Below are 16,869 nucleotides of genomic sequence, written 5' to 3' on the forward strand. Positions count from 1 at the left end.
ATGATCTACGTTAATTCACAAGGAGCTAAGCCGGGCGAGGCTTTTTTGGACACAAAAAAATCGCCGCCTTGTCTTCAATAGACATAAGGGACGATTATCATAACCGTGGTACCACCCAACTTGCACAGACAACAACTCACACGTTGTCCATACCGCTTTCAGCATAATATCGTTTGCCATTCCGCTTGGCATTACCCAAGTACTCCAGAGTGTAATTCGCAGCCCTTGTATGTATCAGGTTCCATCAACCCCTGACTTTCTGTAACAGGGACAAAGCCGCTACTGCGCTCTATCAACGTAATTCATGTATTCAATTTATAGCCAGTATAGCCGAACGTTAATATCATTGCAAGGCCAAGTATTTAATCTTTATATAGAGCAACAGATGAGTGCCTACGCCAAACTTATAAAGACATCATGTTCAACTTCCCGTGATAATATGCATATGCCTTTTCTGCAATCTGATCTTCATTGTTCCAAAATTGCTGATCCAGCGTATCCAACTGGTGTTCCTCCTCTGATGTTAGAAACTTAGGAATATCCCACAGTTCAGCAATTCTTTCATCCTCTCCCAAATGCTTAATGCAGCCATATGCTGACTTTATGATGTCCATTACTTGAGTCGCACCAATGGTATGTAATGCCTGCAATGCGTAAAGGTATGCCTCTTCGCCCCAGTTGCAGAAAAATTGAACAAAACCACCGTTAAAGACGTCCACCTCTAGCAGCCATAAAACAGCAATTTCCTGTTCATTCGTTGTTAACGCAGCCCAGCCCTGAGCGGATTCATTCTTTTTCCCCACAAAGGTTAACGCATATTCATACCACACATCATTAATATCCTGTTCACTCATGTCAATCACCTCTCTTTTCTTGGTTCCAGCATCTCCAGATCTTGCCGTTTACCCGTCTGATGCCAATACAAGTAAGGTTCTCCAAGCTGTTGGAAAGCCTTCTCAATACTTTGGGTCAATTCTTGCATCACTGCGTTTGTGTAATTCAAATGTGTCTGTTTATTATCCACACCATATCGTTTCAGCAATTCCACATGCGCTGCCGTAAAAATGATATCCTCCAGCAGCCAGTAGATCACTTCTTCCGTCTGTTCCATTCTTTTTTCCAACATGACCATGCCACGCTCGTATATACGAACTATATATGCATCATTTTCACTCTCTACATATGGAACACCTTCCCCTTTAAAGCTCTCAAACAAGCGGTTAACATAGTTCTCTATATGCTGCCTGCGGAAGGATGTCCGCTCAAGCAACTGAAAAAGAGTTCTTGCAATCTCTGGTTTGCTTAGTATGTTGGACATAAAATCTCCTTTTGACATGATAATGAAAAAGCTGCCAATGGCAGCCTCTTCATAACAAGTTTTCAATCAGGTCCCACAGAAAGTCCGGTAGGAGGTATCGCACTGCGTAGGCAGTTCCGCGTACTCAGCCTGTTCGGTAGAATGTTCAAACGGGTTGGAAAGAACAGCTAGAAGTTTCTCCATAACACTAAGATCTCCGTGATTCTCTGCTCGGTCCAGTGCTTCTTCCACCCGATGATTACGAGGAATCACCGCCGGGTTGTTAGACTTCATCAATTGCTGCGATTCTTCTTTCCCTTCTTGCTGTCTGCCTAATCTTGCCTGGCGACGCTCATTCCATTCCGCAAACTCTGAAGTGTCGAACAAGGGAGCTCCGTTGAGCGTATCAAAGGTTAGTGCGAGAAACGTATTCGTGTAATCTGCACTATGCTTCTCCATCAATTCAAGAAGATCTCTGATTAACACTTCATCCTCAGCCTCTTCATTAAACAAGCCCAGTTTGCTCCGCATTCCCGAGAGCCAGTGGTGATGATACAATTCGGAGAATTGTGCAATGGCATCCTGAGCAATTTGTACAGCCTGTTCTTCATCCTCATGCAGCAGTGGCAGAAGCGTTTCGGCAAACCGAGCCAGATTCCAGCCGCCAATATACGGTTGATTTCCATATGCATACCGACCTTGCGTATCAATGGAGCTAAATACCGTCGCTGGATTGTAGGCATCCATAAACGCACACGGCCCATAATCGATGGTTTCACCACTGATGGCCATATTATCTGTATTCATTACGCCATGAATAAAACCAACCTGTTGCCACTTAGCGATAAGTGAAGCCTGTCGACGAATGACTTCCTGAAGTAACTGGAGATAGCGATTATCGGCTTCGGCAATATCGGGAAAATGGCGTTTCAGTGTATAGTCAGCCAATGCTCTGAGCTCATCAATCGATCCCCATCTGGCTGCGTATTGGAAGGTTGCTACACGTAAATGACTTGAAGCCACCCGAGTCAGGATTGCACCAGGTCGCTCTGTTTCGCGTGTAATGTTTTCTCCAGTAGATACAACCGCCAGACTTCGCGTTGTTGGAATACCCAGTGCATACATCGCTTCACTAATAATATATTCACGCAGCATTGGCCCAACAGCAGCACGTCCATCGCCTCCGCGAGAATATGGGGTTCTTCCCGAACCCTTCAGCTGGATATCCACTCGCTCGCCTTGTGGCGTGATCTGTTCTCCCAGCAGCAAAGCCCGTCCATCACCAAGCATGTTAAAATTGCCGAACTGATGACCTGCATAGGCCTGAGCCAGAGGCTCGGCACCTTCCGGAATCAGGTTACCTGCAAACACCTCCGCTCCTTCATCACTGTTGAGAGCCTCAACATTCAGCCCCAGGCTGGCTGCAAGCAATGTATTGAAGATGATCAATTTCGGTGTTTGAACAGGTGCCGCACCCTGATTTGTAAAAAAGGTCTGTGGCAAACGTCCATAACTATTGTCAAAGTGCCAGCCTTTTTTCAACGTTTCTTGTTGCATGGTGATCACAACTCCTTTTCTGTAACCAAGCGATATCAGGATATCTCTTCGTTTTATTTTAGCCTTGTGAACCAATGCTCATTTATGTAGTCGCATGGAAATTCAACGGGAAGAACATGTAGCATGTTCATGATGAAACTTTAGCATATTTATATCCCTTTTGCATTCATCCTGCTGTAACTTTCATACCCGAGGCACCGTTTAAGTTTCAAGGGGGGGATCAGATTGAGAAAATATATCTATGTGATTGGCTGTATGACACTTTTGTTCATGTGCCTTACCGGGTGTTCAGCGGACAACATACAATCAAAGGGAAATCAGGTTATCGTTCAACAACCGGTTGAGAACTCCAATCAATACACTCTGTATAGAAAAATTACCGATCCAGCACAGGTGCATGCCATTAGGAGCATCACCCGCTCCATTCGATCGAACCACATTATAGCGGATATGGTACGGCCTCCGGATTATAAATTCTTTTTTGAGAAAAAGAATACAACTTCCTCAGATAAAAGTGACATCTATAATCTCTGGATCAGTCCCCATCAGGATCAGGTTGAAATCATCATTGAAAGCAAGCCTACCTATGTTCAATTAACTAAGGAGAAATCTGCCAAGCTTTTCGAACTAATCACAGGTGAAAAGCTTCCGGGGTATGTTGAATAAAACCAGCCACTCGTACTCCACAGTTCAACCCAATATAAAAACCCAAGAGGTTTATTCGTAAGGGGGAGTCATTCCGATCATTCCACCTCAATGATTACCATCTTGGGTCTGTTCAATTTACTCAGATCGCATGCAAGTTAACAAGACAATCTTACGTATGTGCTTCTTGAGCCTGTACAGGCTGTACGGGCAGACTCTCCTTTTTAAATCCGAGGTTAAAGAAGATATTGAGCAGAATGGCGCATAGACTGCCTGTGATAATACCATCACCAACAATAATGCGGATACTTTGAGGCAGCTGGGCAAACAGATCAGGCACAGCCGTGACGCCAAGACCGAGTGAGACCGAACAAGCAACGATTAACAGATTGGATTGCTTGCTGAAATCCACATGTTGCAGCATTTTAATCCCAGATGAGACCACCATGCCGAACAGAACCACTGTTGCCCCGCCGAGTACCGCGCTGGGAATAATCGTTGCGAATGCCGCAACTTTGGGGATGAGTCCGAGAAAAACCAGAATACCCCCGGCAGCAACAACCACATTGGTCGTTTTCACTTTGGAGAGCTGAACCAAACCGACATTCTGGGCAAATGTGTTGTACGGAAAAGCATTGAAGATTCCACCAAGCACAAACGCTAGACCTTCTGCGCGATATCCTCGTGCCAGATCCTTTTCGTTGATTGGTTGATCACAAATTTTACTCAAAGCCATAAATACACCTGTTGATTCAATGATAACTACCGTACCTACAATGATCATTGTAATAATGGGGCCGATTTCGAAGGTTGGCCATCCAAAGTAAAAGGGCTGGGGCAAATGAAACCAGGAGGCCTCCTGAACAGAGCTGAAATTCACTTTTCCCATGAGGGCAGCGACGAGAGTACCCACAATAATACCGAGGAGAACTGCGAGGGATTTGACAAAGCCGCGAGCATATCGATTCAGCACCAGAATGAAGAGCAGTACTCCGAATGAGAGGGCCAGATTGTCTAAGCTTCCGAAATTTTCGCTGTTTGCTCCGCCTGCCATGTTTTTGATACCTGTTGGAATCAACGCCAGACCAATAATGGTTACGACTGTTCCAATCACTACGGGAGGAAACAGTTTGACGATTTTACTAAAGAAGACAGCACATATAACGATGAATATTCCTGCTGCAATGATGGAACCGTAAATGGCTGGAATTCCATATTGTGATCCAATCGCAATCATCGGAGTCACAGCAACAAATGAGCTTCCAAGAACTGCTGGCAAGCCTATCCCCAAATACTTCCCTTTACGTGCTTGAAGCCATGTCGCGATACCACAGGTTAACAGGTCAATCGATACCAGGTACGCCAATTGTTCTGCAGTCAGGTTTAACGCCCTTCCCACAAGCAGCGGAACCAAAATGGCCCCGGCATACATCGCCAATACGTGCTGAATTCCCAGTGAAAAAATCCTCATTCTCTTGGTTTCTCTCATCCCTACCTGCCCCCTGTAATTTAGAATCACTTTACCGCTGCAAAAATCATGTTATGTTGATTCACATTATATAAACAATTGCTTCAAGTTCCATGATTCATGTTGTGGAATTGTTACAAAATATAAATAGATTCAGTCTTTTTATGCGCATTATACAAAATTAACACATAACCCGACCTATTACATGTCAGTTAATATAACAACAAAGGTTGAATAACGTTGCACTCTTCATACTTCTTCGCTAAGGATAATTACACGTCACGATTTAGTAGTAAAGATTTCCTTTAGATCAATCTCTTGATCTCTGTTATGATGATTAACGGCAAATTTGAGAAATTCGGGAGGAACTTCCTAGATGAGACAAAATTTTAAAGGTATCACCCTATTTTACTTAACCATGCTTTTAGTGTTACTAGCCTGTCCTTGGAATAAGGCCGCTGCTGCCGATTCCTACAAATCGTTGGACTTATACTATCCAACAGACATTGACGATCACTGGGCATACGATACCCTTGACAACTTCGTTAATGCTGATTTACTAAACGGGTATCCCCTAAGTACTGGCGAAGTGGCTCTCAAGCCCAATCATCCCATTACCCGTGCAGAATTTGTTTCTATTCTTGTACAGTCGGCAGGGCTACATAGCACTGCTCAAGGGAAAGCCTTTAATGATGTGAACGCAGGCAAATGGTATGCCGATGCGGTCCGGATCGCTAGTTCACTTGGCGTAGTTGGAGGCATATCCAGTACTGAATTTGGTCCAGATCTCCCTATCACCCGCGGAGATATTGCCGTTATGGTTGTACGGACTTTCTCCAGCTCCATCCAATTTGAAGGCTCTGCCAAAACCTTTAAGGATGTCCCCAACTATTACGCAGCCTCGGCCATTGCAAAAGCAAGCCAAACAGGGATCGTTTCGGGTATGACGACCACCACGTTTCAACCGTTTGCGAAAGCCACTCGCGCCCAATCGGTTGTCATGCTAGAGCGGGCTTTACGTTTGGAACAAACCCAGCTCCCTGATACAACTGAACTGATAACTCTGGCTTCCAACGCAACCGAACAGGAGATTACGGCGATGTCTGAACACAGCTACGATCAAGTTTCTGATATCTATGCTACATATTACACCGGTTATCAGCTCTCCTTTAATCTCACTTCACTTGATGATCTGACATCCGCTCTGGATGAGCAAACCCAGCTGGATATTGAATGGATCTCCAAACCTGTTTTCTCCATTGTGGAGCGCTCCAATCAATATGCCGTATTGGAAGCGAATGGCGGCAAAATTAAAACGAGCATCAATGCAGGTAAGGACCTAAACGAAGAAACCATTTCATTAGACGGGTTGTATAGGCTCAAGAAAATGGATGATAACACCTGGAAAATCTACGCGGTTTTACCTTATGAGGGATAACATCAGAAACACTGATATATAACAAAAAGCACTGAACCGGGTTCAGTGCTTTTTGTTATTTCAATAAACCATTAAACAGCTATTTCAGGCAACCAGTGATTCCAAGCCCCTCATCTTGAGGGGATCGGATAATCGACAACAATCACATTCTCCACCCACTCATTCAGGGAGGTTACAAATGCCTGATGAGCAGGATGTGGACCATAAGCACGCAGCGCTTCCTGATCTTCAAATGTCACTCTCAGGCCAAGTGTGAAGCCCTGAATATGATCGGTCTCCTCGGTTACATTAATGCCTGCGGTGAGATCCACAATTCCAGGAATCTGTTCCTGTAAGGCGAGTAATTGAGCTACCAATTCCTGCTGTTTGACCGTAGTAATTTTATCGTTCAATTTGAATACAACCAAGTGTTCATACATTACCTGCTCCTCCTCATTCCTGTAACAAGTTATTTAGCTCTTTAATACTCTGCGCTGAACATGATGCAGCAACTTTTGAAGCCAGAGCACATCACTCTGTATCGAGTGGTAGGCATGATCTCTCATCAAGAACAATGCATCTTTCAAATCCTCCTGAAGATCAATCTCCTGAGGTGTATTAGAATCAATGTATTCCAGCCTCTTATTCATTTTCTCAATAATATCCTCAATCAAGTAAGCAATCTTCTGATTATCAACCTTATCCAAATGGACCAACGCAGCGTATAAGGACTGTACGTTCGTAAACTTCTGGAACACCTTATATATGCTCTCTTCCAGGGACTGACGTCCTTTTTCGGTAATTCCATATGTCGTTTTGTCCGGGCGATTTTCAGTCTGGATTGTTTCTACCTTCTCGATAAGACCCTTCTTCAGCAACACTTCAAAATTATAATAAATGGTGCCCTCGGTAATCTTGGCATCCGTTTGATCCAGATGTTTACCAATTCGCTTCTTAATATCATAGGGATAATAATTCCCTTCACTTAGTGCACCGAGTATAAATATTTGAATCGACATTGTGACTGCCCCCATTCTGCTCTTCCAAGGGTACAGCTTCTTCCTGATCGCCTACCCTCATAACTTCTATTTTATATCATAACGGGCTGTTGTACAGGTTCTTGTACGGTATCAATTTGCTTGGCTTTTTTGAAATGATGAATAGCCGTATTGATAACAAAGGCTCCCAAGCCCACCAATGCCAGTCCAACCGTATATTCTACCGTCTTCCCTCCGCCGAAGAGAATATTATAATCCAGATGCGTTGAATAGAACATCGGTGTGATGTGACTCACGAATTTGAAATATCCTGGCATCATCTCCGGTGACATAGACGTCCCGTTTGCAATAGATTGGCTGAGTACAAATATCATATTGATCAGCATTCCGCCTTGACCGAGAAGCATGATAAAGATGCTGGTGAACTCAATTGACACAAACAGCTGTAAACTGTGTACCATCCACATTTTCAAGAATACTTCCACGCCATACCCCTGCACCATAAAATAAATGCCGATCCCTACGAGTGGAGCAAGGATGGAAACAAGCAGGTTCGTACCTCGCATTGCAAAGAATGCTCTCCATTTCCCCATCTGTCCTTGCAGTTGCTTCATTCCGCCAATGCTTTGCATCGCATAGATCATGGCTCCAACATAGAGCGCCATGGTGATGAACATCGGTGCCATCTGATTCTGCATGCCTGCTGGCTGCGGGTTGCTCAGAACAATGTCAGATGACACTTTGCCCATAGTGGATTCCACAATCTGTTTCGATTGCTCTGCAGGAACCTGCATACTGCTCAGCACACCCTCGAAGCTCTGTGCCTGAACCTGTGCACCCATCTGCGCGGTGATTTCAGCTGCAACATTTTTCATGGAGCTCGTGATTGTTGTTGGGTTCGATTCATTAATCAGGTACTGTAACTGAGCTTTACCATCCTGTTCAGACAGTTTCTCCGTAAAATCACCTGGTATACGTATGATCATATGAATATCCCGGTCTTCCAGCCCCGTCTTCGCCTGTTCTAATGATTCGTTGGTAACTACCTTAAATGGCAATTGTTCTTGCAACTTTTGTACAAATCCTGTACCGGACTGCTGGTCCTCGTTGACAATGGCAACCGTAAGATTCGTTACATTTTTGGGGATTGCGCTATACCCCGACATAAAAACGGTCAACATTACAATTTGATAAAAAACGATCATGAATATGCCTGCCTTGACTCCGCCGTGCTTCAGTATGTTCTTCACTCTCTACTCCACCTTGTTGTCTCAACTTAAACCACTTGAATTAAAGTACTCTTATTTGTTATATTTGTCAATGAGACCAACCAAGGAGGCGAAAAGAATGACGAAGAGCTCTATTATTTCTCTGTCAGAAATTACGAATTTCCAATCGAAAGAAGAAGAATTCAGTCCCTACCGTTGGTATCGCAGCATGTTGAATCAGGAACCCGTCATCTACAATGAAGAGACCGATTCCTGGCATGTATTCAGGTATGATCTTGTCAAAACCGTGCTTAATGATCACGAGCATTTCTCCAGTGTGAGAAAAAGATCAATTGTTAATGTGGGATATTCAAGCGAAGAAAAAGGTGCGGACAGCGAGCATCATATGCCGGACAAGCTGGATATTCACAATGTAGATCCGCCTGAACATCGCAAGCGGAGATCATTGCTGGCAAGTGCATTTACACCCAGAAGTCTCAAGCTCTGGGAACCGAGAATAGAGGCAGTGGCCGAAGAGCTGATCAGAGAATTTGAAGGTCAATCGGAAGTGGACATTGTTGAAGCTTATACGAGCATGTTTCCTGTCATTATCATGTCTGACCTGCTCGGCATCCCTTCCAAAGATCGTCATTTGTTCAAAGATTGGGTGGACACCATGTTTATGCCTACTACCGATGCCACTTTTGATCAAATTAACGAAATGAAAAAGATTGCCGGGGAGGAATACTTCAAGTACTTGTATCCCTTCGTTGTTTCCAAAAGATCCAATCTGGGAGAAGATATCATATCAGACCTGATCCAGGTTGAGCTCGATGGCGAGCACTTTACAGATGAAGAGATTGTGCGAACCACCATGTTTATTCTGGGCGCCGGTATAGAAACTACAAGCAACCTGCTGGCCAACTCGTTCTATGCCCTTCTATATGACCAACCGGAATTGTATGCCGAACTCAGGGATAACCTTGAGCTTGTCCCAGCCGCGGTAGAGGAAATGCTGAGATACAGGTTTCACATCAGCAAAATGGACCGTATGGTCAAAGAAGATAACGATCTGCTCGGAGTTAAACTGAAAAAGGGAGACGCTATCGTAGCGTGGATGAGTGCAGCCAATATGGATGAGAATATGTTCGAAGATCCGTTCACCTTGAATGTTCATCGTTCAAACAATAATAAACAGCTTGCGTTCGGTTTTGGTACTCACTTCTGTCTGGGGGCTCCTCTGGCCCGTCTAGAGGCCAAAATTGTACTGACCGCATTTCTAAAAACGTTCACCAGCATTGAACCCTTGCAAGGATTCAATCTGGAGGAAAACCTGATCCCTTCTGCGGCTGGACAATCTTTAACAAGTCTTCCGATGAAGTTGTATAAGTAAATACTTCTGACGTAAATTCATTTATAAATTGATAATCTTCACTATAAGTTCTATGGATACACTCAAAACAAAAAGAGCAGATCCCTTCTGCTCTTTTTCTCTACTCTTTTCTTTATAAATAACCTTTATCCTTCCATTCTACCGTTCGTTAATTCAACAAACCTGTCCCACTCATCATAAACGGCACCACTCGCTCGGCCAACTCAGCCGGGGATTCCTGCCTCTCCTCCAGATTCCAACGATACGTCACCCCATAGATAGACCAGCTCAGCATCGTTGCCAAATACGCCAATGTTCTGGGCGGCTCCGCACCATCTGTTTGACTCATGGCAATCTCCAGAACAAGCTTCTCTAACTGAGCCTTAATGTTTTCCTCAAAGATTGGCGCTACGGACTCATATTTCTTGATACATTGGTTGCTTGAATCATGATAATTACATAACGAGATCACCAGTTGCTTCAGGGTCTCTTCTGTCTAATGTGCCCCTACATTAATCTGTTTGAGCACATATTCTTGGAAAGCATAGGACAAAACGGATTCAAGCAGTTCATATTTGTCTGCAAAATGGGCATAAAATGTGGCCCGGTTAATCGTCGCCTTTTGCGTAATATCCTGAACTGTAATAGCTGAGAAATCCTTTTTATTCAAATGATAAAAAAACGCATCCTGAATTAATTGACGGGTTCGGATCACCCGTGGATCATTGGGATTTGGAGAAAACTCACCTGACATATACAAAGTACCCCTTTTAATCGATCTTGTAATCATACTTCTCAATGCTTCTATTATAGATAGCTACTGTTAGGTCAACAAGTAATCCATGGTTAAACCGACATTATTATGGTGGCTTCGCTTAAGCAACACATTGGTTAAATCGTCGGTTGATGCAGCCTTTCACCATTGATAATATTGCACTCATACCCCGCTTGGAGGTGCACTATTATGGAGGTGTTTGACTTGAGTAATCGTCAGCAGCAACAAGTTCAATTGACGGAAAATCTGTTTCAACCTTATACAATTCATCATTTAACATTGCAGTCTCGTATCGTTATGCCCGCTATGGGTCGGGCTTTCTCACCAGATGGTGTACCGGGCTCCGATGTAGCAGCTTATTATCGCAGACGTGCTGAAAATGGCGTCGGACTTATTATTACCGAAGGTGTAACTATTGACCATCCGGCGGCAACCAGCGAACCACGCGTGCCCCGCTTTCATGGCGAAGAAGCATTAAACGGCTGGGCAGAAGTCGTCAGACAAGTCCATGAAGCCGGGGGCAAGATTTTTCCACAGCTTTGGCATATGGGTATGGCTCGTCCAGCGGGATCACAGCCTTATCCGGAAGCTCCGTCCATTGGGCCGTCGGGTATTGATCTCGAGGGAAATCTGACGGGTGAACCGATGACAGACGAAGAAATCACCAACATCATTCAAGCTTTTGTTGACGCAGCAGTTCATGCCAAACGGCTTGGGTTTGACGGCATCGAACTTCAAGGAGCACATGGTTACCTGATTGACCAATTCTTCTGGGACAGAACAAATAAACGGACAGACCGCTATGGCGGCGATCTTATCAAGCGTACGCAATTCGCTACCGAACTTATTCAAGCGATTCGTGCTGCCGTGGGTCCTGATTACCCGATTGCCATTCGTTTGTCGCAGTGGAAAATGAGTGATTATTACGTCAAACCGCTGGACTCACCGGATAAGCTGGAGCTATTCCTGAATGTGCTGGTAGAGGCCGGCGTCGATATATTCCACTGCTCAACACGACGTTTCTGGGAGCCGGAATATGATGGTTCGGAACTTGGATTTGCCGGCTGGGTGAAAAAACTGACAGGCAAACCAACGATAGCCGTGGGCTCTGTCGGTCTGGATGATGAATTTACCAGTCTCTATACGGAAGGTAAAGGTGCAAGACACAAGGATTTGGATGATCTTCTTCATCGGTTGGAACAGGAGGAATTTGATCTAGTTGCCGTTGGACGCGCACTTCTCGCGGATCCGGCATGGGCTGTGAAGATCCGTGATGGCCGCGTGAATGAAATTCAGGCCTTTTCGCCAGAAGCGCTTGTTACGTTGCTATAAGATTAATTTAGGACCGAATTCATATGGTTATCCATTGAATGAGCTATAATTGAACCAAAATACTCGTCATCCATTTAGTTAGGGACAGCGGGTATTTTGGTTTTTTTACATGTGTACACAAAACAGGCGAGCAATATCATCCAAGAAAGTCCCTTCTTTTCATATTATAATGACATTTAACTTACCAGAAAGAAGGTGCAGCAGGTGACTCGTGAAGTGCGAACCGTCGTGTTCGATACCGATCTACAACTCGAAGCCTATCAATTCGAAGGCATTATGCAGAAATTCCCCAATCATTTTCATGACTACTACGTCATTGGATTTATTGAGCAAGGCAAGCGCCATCTTGTATGTAATAACGAAGAATATATGCTGAACACTGGAGACATGATTATTTTTAATCCGCATGATCCCCATGCCTGCGAACAGGTGGACGGCAGAACCCTGGATTATCGTTGCATCAACATTCAACCTGAGGTCATGCGCCAATATGTACAGGAAATTACCGGACAAGATTACTTGCCACGATTTACTTCCCCTGTATTCTATCAGAGCGAACATGTTACTTCCTTGTATGAGCTGCATCAGATGATTTTGGAAGAGCAAGCTGACTTTCACAAAGAAGAGCTGCTGCTCTTTCTGCTGGAACAGCTGATGAGAGAATATGCGGATGCCGAACCGCCTATTTCCACCCAGGACGTCACCATCGAGATTAGTCGCGTATGCGAGTACATAGAGACTCATTATATGGAGAGCATTACGCTGAACCAGTTAGTCGAGTTAACAGGGCTGAGCAAATACCATCTGTTGCGTTTATATACTCGTCAAAAAGGGATATCTCCCTACCGCTACCTAGAAACGATTCGCATCAATCAGGCCAAACGGCTATTGGAACAAGGCCAGCTCCCAATCGAGGTCGCCGCGCAGACAGGTTTCAGTGACCAGAGTCACTTTACGAATTTTTTCAAAAAGCTAATTGGCTTGACGCCCAAGCAATACAGACGCATCTTTAACCATGAAGTGGATTCAAAGCGTATAGCGGATGATCATTCATGACAAGTCAGAACAAAATCTCCACTGGACATCTGCTGGCCTTACTTACGATCCTGATCTGGGGAACAACGTTTATCTCCACCAAGGTGCTGTTGATCGAATTCACCCCGGTGGAGATTCTGTTTTTCCGTTTCGTGATAGGCTATGTGGTGCTCTTCCTGATCTATCCGCGGTTGATGAGAATTACCTCAATTCGAGAAGAAATGCTGTTTATCGGTGCTGGATTATGCGGGGTTACGTTATATTTTCTCATTGAAAATATTGCACTAGTGTATACCTTCGCTTCCAATGTAGGTGTTATTGTTTCAATTGCCCCATTCTTTACCGCAGTCCTTGCACATTTCTACCTGGATGGAGAGAGATTGCACAAGCGGTTTATCGTGGGCTTCGTCATTGCCTTGTCTGGCATTATCCTGATTGGATTCAACGGCAGTTTTATTCTGCAACTGAATCCGCTGGGGGATCTGCTCGCTTTCGTGGCACCTGCTGTATGGGCGGTCTACTCTGTACTCATGCGCAAAATAGGTGAACTTCCCTATTACACTATCGGTGCTACACGCAAAGTATTCTTTTATGGACTATTATTCATGCTTCCGGCTTTGTTCCTATTCGAATTCCATTTCGATCTTGGGCGCTTCGCCAACATGGCCAACCTCTCAAACCTTCTCTTTCTCGGGCTGGGTGCCTCTGCCTTATGTTTTGTAACCTGGAACCGGGCAGTGAGTCTTCTGGGAGCCGTCAAAACAAGTGTGTACATTTATTTGGTGCCTGTCATTACTGTCGTCGCTTCTGCACTGATTCTACATGAGCGGATTACCTGGATAACGCTGCTCGGGGCTCTGTTAACGTTGGTCGGATCATTCGTTTCAGAGAAAAAAGTACAAAGAAAAGACTACGGTAGTACGTTGCCGAAACTTCAATAGTGCATGGTTCGTCTACCATAACTCAAAAAAGAGGCATTAATCCTGACGGATTAGTGCCTCTCTTCATTTTGCCAAGGACATTGCTTCGATGCCTTTTTCTAATTCAACATGGATAGAAGTTTCTCCAACTCCTGCTTCTCCAGATGTCTCCATTGTCCACGTTCCAGTCCATCCAGCGTAACATTCATAATTCGGATGCGCTCCAGCTTGAGCACTCTGTAACCCAGGGCTTTACACATTCTGCGAATTTGCAGATTAAGCCCTTGAGTCAAAATGATACGAAATACGTTCTCACTATGCTTATATACCTCACACGGCTTCGTCACCACATTCATAATCTCAACCCCCTGCGACATCGCTCGAACGAATTCGTCTGTCACTGGTTTGTCAACGGTCACTACGTATTCCTTGTCGTGATTATGCTCCGAACGCATCATCTTGTTCACAATATCTCCGTCATTGGTCAGAAAAATCAAACCCTCAGATGCCTTATCCAGCCTGCCAATCGCAAAGATACGCGAGGGATAATTCACATACTGAATGATGTTTCCCTCCACCTGTTCTGCTGCGGTGCAGACAATGCCGATGGGTTTATTCAGAGCAAGGTAAACAGGCTCGCGATCATTGAAAGGAATCTCCTGGCCATCAATGAGCACGATATCCTCAGGCTCCACGTCCGCACCTTTTTCACACACTTTACCATTAATCGTGATACGCCCAGCTGCAATTAAACGGTTCGTTTCCCTGCGGGAGCAATATCCCGTTTCACTTATGTATTTGTTAATTCGCATGCTCCACCACTTCTCATCTGTAATATTGCCACTTGTTCATTAGCGAGCTTATGTTGTCAGTTCATCGGCTTCGTTCAATAGGGTAGTACCTTGTACTGATTTTCATCCCACATCATCTCACTTATAATGAAACGAAGCAAATGAATTGTTATACGGAGGTACATAGGAAACCCAAATTAAACTGAGAAAAGGAGTTAACCATGGACAAAAAGTGTATGAGAGTGCTTAAAAAGTTATATTTACACGCCAATGGTGATTATGACAGAGCACGAGAAGTAATGATCTATCAAACGGATACACTAACTGCAGCAGAACAGGAGCTACTGACTGCACAGGGCTGGGTGGCTAATGATCTCGAACTGATCCACCATGATGATATCCTTCAACAACTAATCGCTTTCCAACAGCATGAACTTCTTTCCTGGTCGACGATTACCCAAGCATTTATTGCAGGAGTCGGGGGCAGTTATCCACGAGGCATATCTACGCTCGCAAGCTACCATATGATGATTCACTCGCAGATGCATGCTTATGAGGAAACTGAACAGTTCCTTGCTTGCCGAGTTTGCGGTTTCAGTCATAGCGATGAGGGCTGGGAGAATCTATCCAATATCCGTTACGCCCTTCACCAGGGTTATGATTACAGTGGGTCAAGCGTAGGTGCATACGCCGATCTAACAGAATTCATCAACTTACTTGAGAAGGAACCTATTAAACCGACTCCCGAGGATATCAACATATTCAATCAACTGCTTTATATGCTGGATCAGGCTGACGATGAAGAGTCTCCGGGAAAATTTGAGAAACGACTCACTGCGGAGAAATTGGTCAAAGGACACGCAGGAATTCGCAGAAGTATCCTTCAAGCGCTGTCCAGAGTAGGTGTGCTGCCTAATCAAGTTCTCTCCCTCAGTGCAGACCATTGGACCAACAACGAGCATATCCTGAACGGGGGATTGCTGCTTAACAATACCAAAGGCCGCTCTGATATGGAGATGCCTTGGGCGGGCTGGCAAGGTAAACTAGGCGTCGATTGGGACAAAGCACGCAAGCTGTTTGGACACGCGATTCAATTCAAAGACTGAACAGTCCCCTGTCATATTTAATAATTACTGTTTGTATAAACAGCTTAATCCAGATAAAAAGGAGTTTCCCATGCACAAAGTTACCCAACTTTTAATTGACCCTGATGTTCAGAACCAGAATACTGGAATATGGATTGGCGGAGAAATCGCATATGTTACAGATTGGCCGCTTAATCAGGAGAGTCAGCCCTTGTTGCATCTGTTCTCCATTGATTGCAATACACTTTTACAACAGCTGCATGTCCCTTCGTTGCCCCCTGGGAAGTATATTTCGGTCTTCTCCACCTATTCCGCTTCGGATTACTTTTTGGATCAGGTAACCTATACGGGGGATGAGCTGGAATGGAAGGAGAATATTCTCGCTGGATGTACATATGTATCCGTATCTTCAGAGCCACTAACTTCCGTATGTCCCATTCAATCCATTCCTTTATGCGGAGTAGGATTGACGGAAATAGAGATAGAGGAACAGGATTTCCCTGCCTTTTCATTTTTCTCTTCCATGCTACCAAACGGTGTGAACGGAATTAGCCATTTGTTAGAGGACTATCAATTCGTTTGTCAGATTTATTCCGGGGATTTCCCTGATCCCTATCAGGATATACTGGGACTTTCCGATGCAAACGGATATTTGTTATTACGAACTGGTCCTGCGTCTGCTCAGGCACCCTTGGAAGGAATTTTCTTTGTGCAGACTGCCTAGTGGGGACGATAGCTTAAGTTTATTCATAAGGATCTGATCATCAAAAAGTTTCCTGTCAATTACAGACAAGGAAACTTTTTTTGCTTCGACACGAAATCGTTTTAGGTTGAACATTGTGTGAGAAAGATCATTCATTCGCCAAAATTTAACATTATTTTACAATAAAAAGCATGTACAATTGCATAATTATGGTATAAGTTATATACGAAAGAAACATTATTTACATAATATAAAATTTATATCCA

Annotated in this window: 18 protein-coding genes and 1 other annotated feature; of the genes, 8 read left to right on the forward strand and 10 right to left on the reverse strand. The window is 44.3% G+C overall.

Annotated elements, in window-relative coordinates:
* Positions 1 to 83: 83 nt before the first annotated feature.
* Positions 84 to 305, reverse strand: a binding site (T-box leader).
* A gap of 99 nt (positions 306 to 404) precedes the next feature.
* The 3 genes from CS562_RS22770 to CS562_RS22780 form a co-directional block, all read right to left on the reverse strand.
* Positions 405 to 854: a DMP19 family protein gene (locus CS562_RS22770; protein WP_099858307.1), complete on the reverse strand. Its 450-nt coding sequence runs from the start codon at positions 852 to 854 to the stop codon at positions 405 to 407.
* Positions 855 to 859: 5 nt separating this feature from the next.
* A complete protein-coding gene (locus CS562_RS22775; RefSeq protein ID WP_180287206.1) occupies positions 860 to 1,318 on the reverse strand; it encodes an Imm63 family immunity protein in 459 nt (152 codons plus the stop codon).
* A 66-nt stretch (positions 1,319 to 1,384) separates the two neighbouring features.
* Positions 1,385 to 2,854 carry a protein adenylyltransferase SelO gene (locus tag CS562_RS22780; protein WP_099858309.1) on the reverse strand — a complete coding sequence of 490 codons (1,470 nt, stop codon included), beginning with the start codon at positions 2,852 to 2,854 and terminating at the stop codon, positions 1,385 to 1,387.
* A 225-nt stretch (positions 2,855 to 3,079) separates the two neighbouring features.
* Here CS562_RS22780 and CS562_RS22785 point away from each other — a divergent pair, with 225 nt between their 5' ends.
* The gene (locus tag CS562_RS22785) at positions 3,080 to 3,520 is read left to right on the forward strand and encodes a YhfM domain-containing protein (RefSeq protein ID WP_076289070.1); all 441 of its coding nucleotides are present in this window, start codon (positions 3,080 to 3,082) and stop codon (positions 3,518 to 3,520) included.
* 151 nt (positions 3,521 to 3,671) lie between these two features.
* Here CS562_RS22785 and CS562_RS22790 read toward each other — a convergent pair whose 3' ends face one another.
* The gene (locus CS562_RS22790; protein WP_099858310.1) at positions 3,672 to 4,988 is read right to left on the reverse strand and encodes a nucleobase:cation symporter-2 family protein; all 1,317 of its coding nucleotides are present in this window, start codon (positions 4,986 to 4,988) and stop codon (positions 3,672 to 3,674) included.
* Between the two features lie 355 nt (positions 4,989 to 5,343).
* Between CS562_RS22790 and CS562_RS22795 the strand changes: the two genes are divergently transcribed.
* The gene (locus CS562_RS22795; protein WP_099858311.1) at positions 5,344 to 6,405 is read left to right on the forward strand and encodes an S-layer homology domain-containing protein; all 1,062 of its coding nucleotides are present in this window, start codon (positions 5,344 to 5,346) and stop codon (positions 6,403 to 6,405) included.
* Between the two features lie 110 nt (positions 6,406 to 6,515).
* Here CS562_RS22795 and CS562_RS22800 read toward each other — a convergent pair whose 3' ends face one another.
* From CS562_RS22800 to CS562_RS22810, 3 genes are all read right to left on the reverse strand, one after another.
* A complete protein-coding gene (locus CS562_RS22800; protein WP_076289067.1) occupies positions 6,516 to 6,824 on the reverse strand; it encodes a Dabb family protein in 309 nt (102 codons plus the stop codon).
* 33 nt (positions 6,825 to 6,857) lie between these two features.
* Entirely contained in the window at positions 6,858 to 7,403 is a 546-nt protein-coding gene (locus CS562_RS22805; RefSeq protein WP_180287207.1) for a PadR family transcriptional regulator, read from the reverse strand.
* A 71-nt stretch (positions 7,404 to 7,474) separates the two neighbouring features.
* Entirely contained in the window at positions 7,475 to 8,632 is a 1,158-nt protein-coding gene (locus CS562_RS22810) for a YhgE/Pip domain-containing protein (RefSeq protein ID WP_099858313.1), read from the reverse strand.
* A 97-nt stretch (positions 8,633 to 8,729) separates the two neighbouring features.
* Between CS562_RS22810 and CS562_RS22815 the strand changes: the two genes are divergently transcribed.
* A complete protein-coding gene (locus CS562_RS22815) occupies positions 8,730 to 9,983 on the forward strand; it encodes a cytochrome P450 (RefSeq protein WP_076289064.1) in 1,254 nt (417 codons plus the stop codon).
* Positions 9,984 to 10,131: 148 nt separating this feature from the next.
* On the opposite strand, the gene CS562_RS33060 is transcribed toward CS562_RS22815, so the two are convergent.
* Together CS562_RS33060 and CS562_RS22825 are read right to left on the reverse strand one after the other, a co-directional pair.
* Positions 10,132 to 10,446 (reverse strand): TetR-like C-terminal domain-containing protein, encoded by a 315-nt coding sequence (locus tag CS562_RS33060; RefSeq protein ID WP_257219592.1) that lies wholly within the window; start codon positions 10,444 to 10,446, stop codon positions 10,132 to 10,134.
* A gap of 12 nt (positions 10,447 to 10,458) precedes the next feature.
* The gene (locus CS562_RS22825; protein ID WP_099858315.1) at positions 10,459 to 10,716 is read right to left on the reverse strand and encodes a TetR/AcrR family transcriptional regulator; all 258 of its coding nucleotides are present in this window, start codon (positions 10,714 to 10,716) and stop codon (positions 10,459 to 10,461) included.
* 225 nt (positions 10,717 to 10,941) lie between these two features.
* Here CS562_RS22825 and CS562_RS22830 point away from each other — a divergent pair, with 225 nt between their 5' ends.
* The 3 genes from CS562_RS22830 (at position 10,942) to CS562_RS22840 (ending at position 14,045) form a co-directional block, all read left to right on the forward strand.
* Complete coding sequence (locus CS562_RS22830) at positions 10,942 to 12,069, forward strand: NADH:flavin oxidoreductase (RefSeq protein ID WP_099858414.1); 1,128 nt, start codon at positions 10,942 to 10,944, stop codon at positions 12,067 to 12,069.
* A 204-nt stretch (positions 12,070 to 12,273) separates the two neighbouring features.
* The gene (locus tag CS562_RS22835; RefSeq protein ID WP_099858316.1) at positions 12,274 to 13,125 is read left to right on the forward strand and encodes an AraC family ligand binding domain-containing protein; all 852 of its coding nucleotides are present in this window, start codon (positions 12,274 to 12,276) and stop codon (positions 13,123 to 13,125) included.
* Positions 13,122 to 14,045 (forward strand): DMT family transporter, encoded by a 924-nt coding sequence (locus tag CS562_RS22840; protein ID WP_099858317.1) that lies wholly within the window; start codon positions 13,122 to 13,124, stop codon positions 14,043 to 14,045. Before CS562_RS22835 ends, CS562_RS22840 begins: the two co-directional genes overlap by 4 nt.
* Positions 14,046 to 14,143: 98 nt before the next feature.
* Here CS562_RS22840 and CS562_RS22845 read toward each other — a convergent pair whose 3' ends face one another.
* Entirely contained in the window at positions 14,144 to 14,836 is a 693-nt protein-coding gene (locus tag CS562_RS22845) for a pseudouridine synthase (protein ID WP_076289059.1), read from the reverse strand.
* 200 nt (positions 14,837 to 15,036) lie between these two features.
* Between CS562_RS22845 and CS562_RS22850 the strand changes: the two genes are divergently transcribed.
* Positions 15,037 to 15,921, forward strand: a complete 885-nt coding sequence (locus CS562_RS22850) for a hypothetical protein (protein ID WP_099858318.1) — start codon at positions 15,037 to 15,039, stop codon at positions 15,919 to 15,921.
* Between the two features lie 70 nt (positions 15,922 to 15,991).
* The gene (locus CS562_RS22855; protein WP_099858319.1) at positions 15,992 to 16,624 is read left to right on the forward strand and encodes a DUF1963 domain-containing protein; all 633 of its coding nucleotides are present in this window, start codon (positions 15,992 to 15,994) and stop codon (positions 16,622 to 16,624) included.
* Positions 16,625 to 16,869: the final 245 nt, after the last annotated feature.

This window comes from Paenibacillus sp. LK1 (genome assembly GCF_002750415.1).
Classification (GTDB): Bacteria; Bacillota; Bacilli; order Paenibacillales; family Paenibacillaceae; genus Paenibacillus; species Paenibacillus taichungensis.